This window comes from Rothia sp. 32237D007AR (assembly GCF_053544675.1).
This window is the reverse complement of the sequence record NZ_JBPPUO010000015.1, coordinates 24,624-37,459: the sequence shown is the minus strand read 5'-3', so window position 1 is coordinate 37,459 and position 12,836 is coordinate 24,624. Positions and strand designations below refer to the sequence as shown.

Genomic DNA, 12,836 nt, shown 5'->3' with positions numbered 1-12,836 from the left:
TCATATTTTTGCCGCGGGTGGGGCCGTTGTCTAGTTGGTGGGTGTGGGGTGCGTGTCTACTTTTGAATAAGCCTCACCATCTAGAAGTTGAGCAGAAGTTTGAGCTTGCCGATGTGAATCGTGAGGTTCCCTCTGTGGAATGGAGTTTCACCCAGTGGAGCGTTCGTGAGCCTGTCATTGAGCAGCTTGATGCCACCTACTACGACACACCTTCTGGCAACCTTGGCCGCCACAAGGTTGCCCTGCGCCGTCGGCTGGGCGGGTATGACCAGGGGTGGCATATTAAGTTTGATGCTGCTGGCCAGCGTCATGAGGTGACTTTTGACCTGCTTCCCCAAAGTTCCCTAATGCCAGCAGCTGTCAAGAAATTTGTGCAGGTTCCCGCCCTGGGTGAAGAGCTAGAACCCCGGGTTTCGCTACAAACCCACCGGACTCGAACTGTCATACGTGATGCTGCCGGGCAAGAACTAGCTGAGATTTGTGATGACCGTGTGCAGGCGCTGGATTTTGCCACCGGCCAGGAACGTACCTGGCATGAGTGGGAGGTAGAGCTTCTAGGGCAGACCGCCCAGGACCCTCAACTAGCAGAGGCCTTATTTGATGCTGTGGCTACTCAGCTACGGGCCCTTGGGGCTCTTGCCTCAAAGTCACCGGCTAAAATCGCCCGGGCGCTGGGGCAGGACGCCGACTTTGAAGCCCGCCTGGCGGCAAAGGGCAAGGGGCGCAATAAAAAGACAGGTAAAAAGAGCAAAAAAGCTCTGCCAGCGGGGTTCCCCACTGTGCCGGGCTCTGCAGAGCTGCTCACCAGTGTGCTTGCCTCTCACGCTCAACGACTAGCTCAAGCTGATCTACTGGTTGCCGCAGGAGTACCCGATGCTACCCACCAGGGGCGAATTGTTGCCCGCCAGTTGCGCAGCGTACTGAAATATATGGCTCTTCCCTACGCACGCAGCGGGTGCGCCCCGGCGCTTGAAGAAATAATGCGGGGGCTGAAAATATACGCCCGTCAGCTTGAAACCCACCGTAACGGCGAGCTGATGCACCCCCTAGCCCAGCAGACGGTGCAGAGCCACCCGATTCTGGGGCAGGGCTTTGCCGGTATGTTGGGTGTGGTGATGGAACACCAGCAGGAAGAGGCTGCCACCCAAGCCCGCCGCTATTTGGCATCTGCAGATCGGTTAGAACTTCAATTGGCTCTTGAGTCCTTACTGACCGATGTGACCTTGCTGTTAGAGCTTCCGCTCAATAGCGAGAACTATGTGAACAAGGTGGCTAAGCGTTTGCGGAAGAACCTGGTCAAGCAGGGGAAAGGGGCGGTAGTCACCTGGCCAGAAGAAGCAGCTGATTTTGCTGCCGGTGTTTCTTACGATGAGGGGCTACACGATGTGCGTAAGGCTGCTAAGGCTGTGCGCTATTGCCTCTGCGCTACGGCTGCGGCGGGCCTGCCTCTGACTGAACCTCAAACGGAGTTGCTGGCTCAGGTAAAGGCTGTGCAGGCCGATGTGGGTGAGCTTACCGATGAGCTGACCATGGGGGACTGGCTACGTGGGCTACATGCTCAGGCTGAGGAGCTGAGATTAAATCCCTTTGCAATTGGTTACCTGCTGGGCCGGTCTGAGGCGCTGGCACAGCAGCTGCGCCTGGGTGCTTTTGATGCTCTACCGTCTTCTGTGAAGAAAATAAAAGCTATCAAACTGACCTGAGATGAGGTAAGTGCCTGCTCACCTGAGTGCCTGCCCGCTTAGGGGCTGAACCAGCTAGACTGGTGGGGTGAGGGAATGGCTTGAAAGTTTGCACTTGGTTGCCGCCATCGGTTTTATGTGGGCGGTGGGTATTGTGCGTACCTGCCTGGTTTTTTCGCTGGGCTGGCTGGCCCAGGTGAGCGGGTCCCGCTTCGAGAAAATACAGTATCTTATGGGGCACCCCCTCTACCGTAGAGCCCAGTACTGGGTGAACCGTTGGGGTGTGCTGGCTGTGCCTGCCTGCTTCTTGACGGTGGGCTTTCAAACTGCGGTTATTCTGACCACGGGTTTTGCCCGCATGCCCCTGATCCGCTGGATACCGGCCATGCTGGTGGGCACTCTCATCTGGGGCACCATTTACGCCACCGTGGGTATGTCGGTTGTTTGGCTGTGGCTTGAGAACCCACAGGTGGCTGCCCTCGTGCTGGTTGTGCTGGCAGCTTTTATTATCACCGCTAAAATTCGGGGCAGGAATCGTTCTATGCCTCACCTACCGAAAGACACCACCCTATGACTCTGAGCGAGCGCATCCTTGCCCACCCCGATTTGCTGGTTGATGATCAGACGGCCCGCTATGAGCAGGTGGGGCAGGTGCCCGGCCTGTGCGTGGGGTTTGTGCCTGGGGTGATGCCCGGTAAGTGGTTTACGCGCTGGCGGGAGCGTTATTCAGCGCTGGCGCCGCTAACTGATGTTGCCTTGGCCCAGGGGCAGGGTTTAGCTTCACTGGATGCTTTTGCAGATATGGCCCTGGTGCGTGCTGAGGATGAGCCTGCTGCCCGCGATAAGAAGCGATACCACGCTATTGAGCTTTATCGGGAGACTCCGGTGGTGATCTTGCCTAAGGAGCATCTGCTGACCGTACTTGATACGGTTCCTCTAGCTGAACTAGCTGAAGAGTTCTTGCTGCAAAGCCCCGATGAGGTGCCTGAGTGGCGTGATCTTTCTGCTGATTACCGGGCTGAGAACCCGCGTCCGCTGCCCCAGATGAGGCACCGGGCGGACGCTGTTGAGCTGGTGGCTGCTGGGCTGGGCCTGCTGGTGGTGCCTATGTCTGTGGCTCGTTTCTATCACCGTAAAGATGTGACCTACCGGCCGGTGGAAGGGCTGGAGGAGTACCCGGTTCTGCTGGTGTGGAAGAGAGAGGCCCGTGAGGACGCCCGTGAGCAGGTTATTCAGGACTTTGTGGGGATTACCCGTGGCCGTACTGCCGCTTCGCAGCGGGGAAGTGATAGCCGTGAGGTGGCCCTTGAGAAGCAGCGGCGTGAGAAGGAAGAGGCTAAGCGTAAGCGGGCTGCTGCCAATAAGCGCCGGGAGGCGGAGGACCGGAAGAAACGCAATGCCCAGAAGAGCGGTAATCTGCGCCAGTACCAGGTGCAGAAGGGCGGTAAGGGCGCTGCTAAGGGGTCTGGCCGGGGCTCTCGCGGGAAGAAACGCTAGGGCTTAGCCTGGGGCGGTTCCTGAGCGGTCTTCGGGCTAGCGCCTGTACTTACCGGTGGGTGCTCATGGACCTCATTGTGTATTACTGATTGGTTAGCTAGAGGGATGCGCAGCCCGCGCTGATCCATGGCTTTTTTTAGTTCCTCACGGAGTTTGCGGCCTACCGCGAACTGCTCTGAGGGGGCGGTTTTGACCGTTAGGCGCAGTACCACCGATTCGCCGGTGACCGACTGCACACCCAGGTATTGGGGCTTGCCCGATATGTTTTCTTTGATGCCCGGTAGCTTGATGGCCTTTTGTGTGGAGGTCATCAAAAACTTGGCCATCTCGTCAATATCAGCATCGTAGGGGATGGGTAGGTCGATGATGGTGCGGGCCCAGCCCTGGGAGGAGTTACCTACGCGGAGGATTTCGCCGTTGCGCACATGCCAGAGGGTTCCGGCGGTATCACGTACCTGGGTGGTGCGCAGGCCCACAGCTTCCACCTCGCCCTCAGCTTCACCCAGGTTAACCCAGTCACCGATACCTAGCTGGTCTTCAGCCACGATGAAGATACCTGAGAGAAAATCCTTCACCAGAGACTGAGCCCCAAAAGATAGGGCAACACCCACCACGCCGGCTGAGGCAATAACAGGGGCGATATTGAAGCCTAACTCAGCAATAATCATGACAATCATGACCGTCCAGATCACGATTGATGAGACCGAACGAAGCACCGACCCAACCGTTTGAGCGCGCTGGGACTGGCGGGCACTGGCTAAGGAAACATCAGACTTCCACCGGCTATTTCTGCCACCCTTTTTCTCTCCTGTTGCAACCACCCGGCTCTTAGTACCACGGGCAATAGAGTCGGTGACGTGGCGAATAATCACTCGCACTAGGGCATGTAAAACAAACCCAATGAAGATAATGATGAATATGCGCAAGGGGGCACCCAGCCAAAAATCTAGGCTAGCTAACCTGGTCATCGCGGTTCCCGCGGTCTCTGCGCTTTCTTTAAGGGGCGTTGTTTCTGCTGCTAAAATCCCGGTCACTATCATACCTATGAGCCTATCGTCTTTAGCCCAGAAAAACCGGTATGCTAGCTGCCCGCGAACGGGCACACCATGCCCCGCCCAGGAGTGCAATAGACTGGTTCTTGAGCACGAACAAAGGAAGAAAAGATGCCCCTGGTGATGGACACTCGCCCAGCCGCTTACGCCGTGGTCATTAAGGACAGCAAGATTCTGCTCTCCCGCTGGGTGCCGCACATTCCCGGCTACCGACCGGGCTGGACCCTGCCCGGCGGCGGCATGGACCCTGGCGAACAACCCCACGAGACCGCCCTACGCGAGGTCTTTGAAGAAACCGGTTACCGGGTAGAACTTGACCAACTGCTAGGGGTGCACGCAGCCTACTTTGAGCCAGAAGCTGGTGCCACCCGTCCTTTCTGCGCCATGCGGACCTTCTACAGGGCACACATCACCGGCGGAGAACTCACCTACGAAGTCAACGGCTCCACCGACCGCGCCGAATGGATCCCCCTGGCAGAACTAGACCAGCACTTCTACTACTCTCTGGTTGATGAGGCCGCCCGACTCCTTGGCCATGCGGACGCCCAGGAAATGGCCAGCAAGTACAAGGAGGCTCAGCATGGCTAAAGAAAAAGGACGCCTAGACCTGCCCCGCCATGGGGCTGCTGCGCTTGCACTCGCTGCAGCTATCAGCCTCGCGCTCAGTGGTTGTGGTGATTCAACAGCCGGGGGTGGGGGGAGTGCCTCAGCGAGCCCGGCCACGGACGCTACTTTACGTATCGGTACAGGTTTAACCCCTGAAACCCGCCACGCAGCCTATATTTATCAGGCTGCCTTGCAAGAGGCTGGTTATACCGTTGATGTTGTAGAAACTGAAGATGACCGCCCCGCTTATTTTGCCAGCATGGGCCTTGATACTGCTGCCACCAGTACAGCTAGACCTACCGCCAGTAGCCCGGCTGAAGGGCTGGTGCATATCACCCCTGATCTATCTGGAGACCTGCTGCTTTATCTGACGGATAATGGTGCTGTGAGCCCCACCATTATTGAAGAGGAGCGGGCACGAGCGGCAGAACCCAGCCCCACGGTAGAATCCAGCCCCGCGGTAGACTCTCAGCCGAGTATGGCTTCTGGTGGGAGTGCGTCCGCTGACCCTAGCGGTAGTGCCGGCCCCAGCACGAGCCCTACCCCCAGCCCCAGTGCTACCTCTTTGAACGTGCGCGGGCTGAGCAGTAACGATATTGTCAGCTATGTGGATCGAGCGCTTCCTGATACTGCTGAAGTGCTTTCACCATCAAACGCCACCAACCGTTACGGCTATGTGGTCACCCGGGCTACCGCCCAGCGGTATGATCTAGAAAGCATGAGCGACTTAGATACGGTCTGTGCTGAACTGAGCCTGGTTGCGCCTAGTAGCTATGACGCTAACCCCAATGGCGCTAGTTCTCTGACGACCCACTACGGCTGCACCCCTGGTACCCGAACGACCTCTAATAACAGGTCTGATCAGGCTCAAGAACTCATTACCGGTGCTACTAGCATGAGCTACATGTACTCAGCCAGTGCAGAGATTTCGGCTAATAATTTGCTCTTACTTGATGACCCGGAGCGTACTGAGCTAGCGCAAAATATTGTGCCAATTACCCGGGCTGGTGAGCTGCCTCAAGAGGTTAAAGACATCCTCAATGATGTATCAGCGCATCTTGATACTGATTCTCTGGTGCGTCTCAACACGCTCACCAGCGGCGATAACCCTGTGTCAGAAACTGATGCCGCCTATTTCTGGTTAACCACTATGAAGGAGTAATGTAGGTCTCATGGCATTCAAGCAATCTAAAAAACTTCAAAACGTTCTCTACGATATTCGCGGGCCTATTCTGGAAGAAGCTCAGCGCATGGAGGCGCGTGGCCACCGGATCCTCAAACTCAACATCGGCAACCCCGCCCCCTTTGGTTTTGAAGCGCCTGAAACCATCATGATGGACATCATCGAGCACCTGCCCTACACCCAGGGCTACTCAGATTCTCGCGGCCTTTACTCTGCCCGTACCGCCATTGTGCAGTACTACCAGAACGAGGGCATCATGAACATCACCACCGATGATGTCTACCTGGGCAACGGTGTCTCAGAGCTCATCCCCATGACCCTACAGGCCCTGCTTGATGACGGGGAAGAGGTCCTGGTGCCCAGCCCCGATTACCCTCTCTGGACGGCCGCGACCCAGCTAGCAGGGGGCAAGCCGGTGCACTACATCTGCGATGAAGAGAACGGTTGGCTCCCCGATATTGAGGACATCCGCTCTAAAATCACCCCCAAGACCCGCGGAATTGTGGTCATTAACCCCAACAACCCCACCGGCGCGGTTTATACCCCTCAGGTGCTCCAGCAGATTGTTGATGTGGCCCGGGAACACGAGCTTGTTATCTTTGCCGATGAGATTTACGAGAAGATTCTCTACGATGCTGCCACTATGACCCACATGGCCTCGGTAGCAGGTGAGGACGTCCTCACCCTGACTTTCTCAGGTCTGTCAAAGGCCTACCGGGTCTGCGGCTACCGTGCTGGCTGGGTGGCTATCTCAGGGCCCAAGAAGGAAGCAGCCCCCTTCATTGAAGGGATTAATCTGCTGGCTAACATGCGCCTGTGCGCTAATGTTCCGGCCCAGCACGCCATTCAAACAGCCCTGGGCGGCTACCAGTCCATCAATGACCTGGTGCTCCCCGGTGGGCGTCTTAAAGAGCAACGCGACCTTTCGTACCAGATGCTAAGCCAGATGGAGGGGGTGAGCGTGCAACAGGCACAAGGTGCCCTCTACCTCTTCCCCAAGGTTGATGTAGAGAAATTCAACATCACCAGCGATGAGCAATTCATGCTTGATCTGCTACGAGAGCAGAAGATACTGCTGAGTCACGGCTCTGCCTTCAACTGGGGCAAGCCAGACCATTTCCGCCTGGTTTTCTTGCCTGATACCCGCACCCTAGCGGACGCCCTAGAACGGCTGGGTAACTTCCTGGCAAGTTACAAGCAGAACTAAGAGGCCTCTCACCTCTGAGCGCGAGGGTATGGCAGGTGCACTGTGGTCAGCTAACAGCTTGGCTGTGCCCCTGCCATACCCTCTACTTTTATGGCCCTAATTCTGGTTCTGGCGGGCAGCGTCCAGGGTGGCCTGGGCACCGTCGAGCCAGGCTTCGCAGCGCTGGGCAAGGGCCTCGCCACGTTCCCATAGGGCAATAGATTCTTCCAGGGTGCTTGCCCCAGATTCCATGCGGGCTACTACCTGCAGGAGCTCTTCGCGGGCCTGCTCATAGGTCAGCTGATTGACCGGGGTAGCGTCAAGCTCTGCTGTGAATTCGATTTTGTCACTCATATCTTTCTATACCTCACTCTAGGTTCTGGTTAGGTCTAATGGTTCTCTTGGTGCACGGCGGTAACTGTAGCCTCAACAGCACCGGCGGCAGCACGCACGCTAATGCTCTGGCCCTCTTCCAAAGTGCGGGCATCTCGCACCAGCTGACCGGTGGCGTCCTGCATGACCGCATAACCGCGCTCCAGGGTCTGCTGGGGAGAAAGGGCCCTAACCCGTGCCCGTAACTGGCTAATAAGATCACGGTCCCGAGCCAGCCGGTGGGTAGCTGCACTCGATGCCCTAGCCCGTAGCCGCTCAATATCTTCTGACCTGGCCAGCAAGGCTGAACCAGGGTTGGCAAGAACCGGGCGGGATCGCACCTGGGCTAGCCCATGCCGCTCAGCTAAGACGAACTGCTCCACCGCCCTCATGAGCTGGTAGCGGGCTGAGACAAAGAGTTCGCGCTCCTCACGGACGTCCGGCACAATACGTTTACCGGCATCGGTAGGGGTTGAAGCTCTCAAGTCTGCCACATGGTCAATCAGCGGAGAATCAGCCTCATGCCCAATAGCTGAGACCACCGGGGTCTGTGCTGCGGCAACAGCCCGCACCATGGCCTCTTCAGAAAAGGGGAGCAAATCCTCAAAGGAACCGCCACCGCGGGCAAGGACAATCACATCAATATCAGCTACCGCATCAAGCTCCGCCAGAGCAGCGGTCACCTGTGCTACCGCATTCACTCCCTGCACCGCCACCTCCCGCACCACAAAGTCCACGGCAGGCCACCGCAGGGAAGCGTTACGGATAACATCCTTCATCGCATCTGAATCGCGACCGGTAATGAGCCCCACCCGGCGGGGAAGTAAGGGCAAGGGCTTCTTACGATTGGGGCTAAAAAGGCCCTCAGCTTGTAGTTTGGCCCGCAACTGCTCAATGAGCTCTAACATGGAGCCCACACCGACCGGCTTAATGTTCGAGCCTTGCATCGACAGGCGGCCAGTCTTGACCCAGAAGTCAGGTTTGAGCTGTAACACCACCCGAGAGCCACGTTCTAACTGGCCCTGCACCTTAGCCATCTCAGAGCCCCACACGGTGACTGAGACAGAGACCTCCTGGTCAATATCGCGCAGAGTCACATAAGACACCCGGCCGCGGTGGTTGAGCTCAATAATCTGCCCCTCTACCCAGGTGGGCACACAACGGGCAATATACTCGTGCATCTTATTGGAGAGCACATGCAAGGGCCAAGGGTTATCAAGGCTGGTCTGACCAGCACGTTCTGCCAGCTGCCGGGCAGGGCGCTGCGCCTGCTCTTGCTGTTGGGCCTGTAACTGAGCCAGCGTCACATGGTCGCTGGCCGAACCACCAAAACTGTTCATACACCTACTTCTACCACCGCTGGCTGACACTTTAAGCACTGACTCGAGAAAAAGCCGCCTTTTCTTCTGTCAGGGAGTGCCCCTACCCCTGCACATACCCAGTAAGACCGGCTACCATACAAACATGACCGGTCCCCACAAAAGCACAGAAGACTACGATAACGGCAACTGGACTAACCCCTACATTCAGGCCGAAAACCAGCGCGCCCAAGAACAGGCCTGGGCCCCAGTGGCCTCTTACGCGCCCCCACGCCTGCCGGGTAGCCCGCGCCGCCGACTGGCCTTCAGCCTAGCCAGAACCTTTTTCTGCACCCTGCTGGCCCTACTGACCCTGGCAACAGGGTTAGCCTCAGCTACCGCCTACTGGGGCCAAACCACCCTGGTTGATACCAAAAACTTTGCAGCTATGACTGAAAACATCGCCTACGATCAGGACTTCCAGACCAGCCTGGCTACCGCAGTCACCGACGACATCATGACCTCGCCTGCCATCACAACCTACCTGGGCGATGGCCACTCAACCACCTGGTACGGGGGAGTGCAGAACTGGCTCTACGACCAGACCCACACCCTGGTAGAAGGCGCCACCCACTCACTGGTGACCTCAGATATCTACCCTCAACTCTGGGCCCAGGTTATCTCAGATACCCACGCCTATAACTTCTCCGGCGAAAGCCGCCCAGCTATACTTGACCTCTCCGCCCTCTACGATCAGGCTGGATCCTCAGTGCAGTCTGCTACCGGCTTTGGCATAGATACCTCAAACCTGCCCGGGCGCACCATTCCACTGGACATCGGCCAGAACAGCTGGCCTATTAACTCCACTATCAACACCCTGATATGGCTAGCCTCCCTCTGGCAGCCCCTGCTCATCGTCAGCGCAAGCTCAGCCCTGCTCGGCTTCCTCATCTGGCCCCGTAACCGCTTTGCCTACCTAGCCTTTATGGCTTTTGCTGCAGCAGCCCTCCTCTGGCTGGCAGGTCTACTAGGTGGGGGTGCCTCACTCACCGCCGGAATAGAGATGCCAGCCAGCAGCGCGGCCGTCCTCTTCATCCAAAAACTATCTGAAACTCTCACCCTCTCTTTCTCCAGCTACCACACAGACCTAGCCCTCAAAGTGCTGGTTGCAGCGGCAGCGCTAACACTGCTAGCTCTTCTCTCGGCGATCATGAAGCTGACTGCGAGAGAAGCCACTGCACCCACCCGCTAGAACCACGTAGGATAGAGACTATGTCTACCCAAGAGAAGACCATTGACCTGGGTCTGCCCACTGTACCCCGTGTGCGCCGGACCCGTGAAGAAGTTGAGGCCGCTGCGCCCACCGGCGACAAGAAGGTGCTCCTTGCAGCACCGCGCGGCTACTGCGCCGGTGTTGACCGTGCTGTTATCGCCGTGGAAAAAGCCCTAGAGCACTACGGCGCCCCCGTGTATGTGCGCAAACAGATTGTGCACAACCGCCATGTGGTAGAAACCCTAGAAGCCCAGGGTGCAATCTTTGTGGATGATGTGGAGGAAGTCCCTGAGGGGGCCGTCACCGTCTTCTCAGCCCACGGTGTTTCACCGGCTGTCGTTGCCTCGGCAGAAGGCCGCCAGCTCAACACTATTGATGCCACCTGCCCCCTGGTGTCCAAGGTGCACCGGGAGGCTGTGCGCTTCGCCAAACAGGATTACGACATCCTCCTCATTGGCCACACCGGCCACGAAGAGGTTGAGGGCACCGCCGGTGAGGCCCCTGACCACATTCAGATTGTCAACTCACCTGATGAGGTTGATCAGGTAACTGTTCGCGACCCCGAAAAGGTCGTATGGATCTCTCAAACCACCCTGTCTGTGGATGAAACCCTTGAAACTGTTGCCCGCCTGCGCGAGCGCTTCCCCACTTTGCAAGACCCCCCTTCAGACGATATCTGCTATGCGACTTCTAACCGTCAAGGTGCTATTAAGGAGATCGCCCCGCAAGCTGATTTGGTGATTGTGGTGGGTTCGACCAACTCTTCGAACTCTGTACGTTTGAAGGAAGTTGCCCTGGAATACGGTGCCAAGCAGGCTTACCTGGTGGATTATGCCCATGAGGTGGATGAGGCCTGGTTTGAGGGCGTCACTACGGTGGGCGTGACCTCTGGTGCTTCTGTGCCTGAGGTGCTGGTGCAGGATGTGCTGCGCCTGCTGGCAGATTATGGGTATGTTGATGTTGAGAAGTTTGAGACCGCTAAGGAAGATATTCTTTTCTCACTTCCTAAGGAGCTGCGTGCGGCTTTGAAGAATGATGCGGGTGAGCCCGGTATGCGCCTGGGCGGGCGAGGGTCTAAGCCTAACCGCTAAGTGCGGCGGCCTGTGAAAGTGAACCCGACGGTTTACCACCAATCACCCGGTTAAAGGGGAGGCGTGGCAAGCCGTCGGGTTCTTTCTATTTAAGAGGTGGGGTTAGTTGGGAATCAGGCCGTAGATAACTGCTGAGAAGGCTGCGATACCGGTGATCACCACAAAAATGTTGCTGAGCTTGCCCCGGTAGGGTTCAAGGGCAGGGGCCTTGCGGATAGCCCACATGGGCACGATGAAGAGCACCAGGGCCATGACCGGGCCAACCAGTGATTCAATGAGGGTAAGGACGCTGGGGTTCAGTACCGCTGCGACCCAGACGGTGACCACGATAAAGACGTTGATAGCCATGTTGAGGGCCTTATCGCTGATGCGTTTTTTCTCGGGGTCGAAGTTTTTGCGGATAATACCGGCTGCTCCTTCGTGCCCGCCGAGCCAATGACCGAAGTAGGAGGAGACGATAGCGGCGATGGCTACGATGGGGCCGAGCCAGTTGATGAAGGGGGCGTCGAACTCGTTAGCTAGGTAGGAGAGGATAGGCAGGTTGGAGGCGCGGGCTTCAGCTAGGCCGTTGGGGCCAACGGCTAGTACGCAGGACCAGACGAAGCCCATGGTAAAGAGCACCAGAATGATAGAGGTTACTCGTAGTACGCGGGATGCTTTGAGGGAGGCGAAGTTGCGGTATTCCTTGCGCATGGCTACTGAGAACTGGGAGATAGCTGCTGCATGGTAGAAGGAGAAAACGAGGACCGGCAGCATGAGCCAGAGGGTCATGCCGAAGTTCGCGGCATCAGGTACTTGGTTGAAGCCTTCTAGGGACCAGTGGGGGATGAGGTAGAGGGTGAGCGCTGCAAGAATCAGGATGAGGGGGTAGACCAGGAACTGGGTGACGGCGAGCATGAATTTTTGGCCGATCATCATGACGGCGCTCATGGCACCGACCAGCAGGGCGGCCAGTAACCAGCGGGGTAGGGGTTCTAGCCCGAACTGGTGGGTGAGGAAGGAGTCAACGGTGTTGGTGATGCTGACCCCGTAGATGAGCAGAATGGGGTAGATGGAGAGGAAGTAGAGCAGGGTAAAAATTTTGCCAAAACCTTGGCCGAAGAATTCTTCTGATACTTCGGTGATGTCTGCGGTTTGTTGGGAGCTGGCGGAGACCATGCGGGAGAGCCCCCGGTGGGCCAGGAAGGTCATGGGCCAAATCAGGATGGTTGCGGCCAGTAGGGGCCAGACGCCACCGGCTCCTGCGTTGATGGGGAGGAAGAGAATGCCTGCGCCGACGGCGGTTCCGAAGAGGCTGATGGTCCAGGCTGTGTCTGTGCGGTTCCATTTTGGGGCCCGGGTTGCGGCGTCGCCCATTTCGATAGCTGCGGTGGAGACATCTGTGTGCTCCTTGCTGCCCTTATGAGACATGCGAAAACTCCTAGGTTGACATAAATGCAAGATATGCTTACTTACTATTCTAGTCTTTGACGCACTCTTTAGACAGGTCAGTAACATGTCGATGAGAGTGTTTTTGCGGGCATCTGCAAAGGCGAAACCCACCGGGGCCCACCAGTAGAAGCAAACTCACCCACCCGCGTCCTGCTAAAACGACAG

12 protein-coding genes are annotated in these 12,836 nt (G+C 57.2%); 8 read left to right on the top strand and 4 right to left on the bottom strand.

The window, feature by feature from the left end; genetic code table 11:
* The 3 genes from ACED87_RS08825 to ACED87_RS08815 all read left to right on the top strand — a co-directional run.
* Nucleotides 1–1,703: CYTH and CHAD domain-containing protein (locus tag ACED87_RS08825; protein WP_449089960.1), on the top strand; the 1,703-nt coding region annotated here is incomplete at its 5' end.
* Between the two features lie 94 nt (nt 1,704–1,797).
* A complete protein-coding gene (locus ACED87_RS08820) occupies nt 1,798–2,256 on the top strand; it encodes a DedA family protein (RefSeq protein ID WP_449081024.1) in 459 nt (152 codons plus the stop codon).
* A complete protein-coding gene (locus ACED87_RS08815) occupies nt 2,253–3,179 on the top strand; it encodes a LysR substrate-binding domain-containing protein (RefSeq protein WP_449089959.1) in 927 nt (308 codons plus the stop codon). Before ACED87_RS08820 ends, ACED87_RS08815 begins: the two co-directional genes overlap by 4 nt.
* On the opposite strand, the gene ACED87_RS08810 is transcribed toward ACED87_RS08815, so the two are convergent.
* On the bottom strand, nt 3,176–4,213 hold the full coding sequence (locus ACED87_RS08810; protein WP_449081022.1) for a mechanosensitive ion channel family protein: 1,038 nt from the start codon (nt 4,211–4,213) through the stop codon (nt 3,176–3,178). The two genes, ACED87_RS08815 and ACED87_RS08810, sit on opposite strands and share 4 nt — an antisense overlap.
* Before the next feature lie 141 nt (nt 4,214–4,354).
* On the opposite strand from ACED87_RS08810, the gene ACED87_RS08805 reads away from it, so the two are divergent.
* Genes ACED87_RS08805 through ACED87_RS08795 form a run of 3 tightly spaced genes read left to right on the top strand, consistent with a single transcriptional unit; the run spans nt 4,355 to nt 7,227 of the window.
* Complete coding sequence (locus ACED87_RS08805) at nt 4,355–4,819, top strand: NUDIX domain-containing protein (RefSeq protein ID WP_449081021.1); 465 nt, start codon at nt 4,355–4,357, stop codon at nt 4,817–4,819.
* Nucleotides 4,812–5,999, top strand: a complete 1,188-nt coding sequence (locus tag ACED87_RS08800; RefSeq protein WP_449081020.1) for a glycine betaine ABC transporter substrate-binding protein — start codon at nt 4,812–4,814, stop codon at nt 5,997–5,999. The genes ACED87_RS08805 and ACED87_RS08800 overlap by 8 nt, the downstream gene beginning before the upstream one ends.
* 10 nt (nt 6,000–6,009) lie before the next feature.
* On the top strand, nt 6,010–7,227 hold the full coding sequence (locus ACED87_RS08795; RefSeq protein ID WP_449081019.1) for a pyridoxal phosphate-dependent aminotransferase: 1,218 nt from the start codon (nt 6,010–6,012) through the stop codon (nt 7,225–7,227).
* Between the two features lie 96 nt (nt 7,228–7,323).
* Here the strand turns inward: ACED87_RS08795 and ACED87_RS08790 are convergent, their stop codons facing one another.
* Both ACED87_RS08790 and xseA read right to left on the bottom strand, forming a co-directional pair.
* On the bottom strand, nt 7,324–7,560 hold the full coding sequence (locus ACED87_RS08790) for an exodeoxyribonuclease VII small subunit (protein ID WP_449081018.1): 237 nt from the start codon (nt 7,558–7,560) through the stop codon (nt 7,324–7,326).
* A gap of 35 nt (nt 7,561–7,595) precedes the next feature.
* Entirely contained in the window at nt 7,596–8,918 is a 1,323-nt protein-coding gene (gene xseA / locus ACED87_RS08785; RefSeq protein WP_449081017.1) for an exodeoxyribonuclease VII large subunit, read from the bottom strand.
* A gap of 124 nt (nt 8,919–9,042) precedes the next feature.
* Between xseA and ACED87_RS08780 the strand changes: the two genes are divergently transcribed.
* Both ACED87_RS08780 and ACED87_RS08775 read left to right on the top strand, forming a co-directional pair.
* Nucleotides 9,043–10,128 (top strand): hypothetical protein, encoded by a 1,086-nt coding sequence (locus ACED87_RS08780; protein ID WP_449081016.1) that lies wholly within the window; start codon nt 9,043–9,045, stop codon nt 10,126–10,128.
* Between the two features lie 20 nt (nt 10,129–10,148).
* The gene (locus ACED87_RS08775) at nt 10,149–11,240 is read left to right on the top strand and encodes a 4-hydroxy-3-methylbut-2-enyl diphosphate reductase (protein WP_449081015.1); all 1,092 of its coding nucleotides are present in this window, start codon (nt 10,149–10,151) and stop codon (nt 11,238–11,240) included.
* A 102-nt stretch (nt 11,241–11,342) separates the two neighbouring features.
* Here ACED87_RS08775 and ACED87_RS08770 read toward each other — a convergent pair whose 3' ends face one another.
* Nucleotides 11,343–12,650, bottom strand: coding sequence for an amino acid permease (locus tag ACED87_RS08770; RefSeq protein WP_449081014.1), 1,308 nt, complete (start codon nt 12,648–12,650; stop codon nt 11,343–11,345).
* Nucleotides 12,651–12,836: the final 186 nt, after the last annotated feature.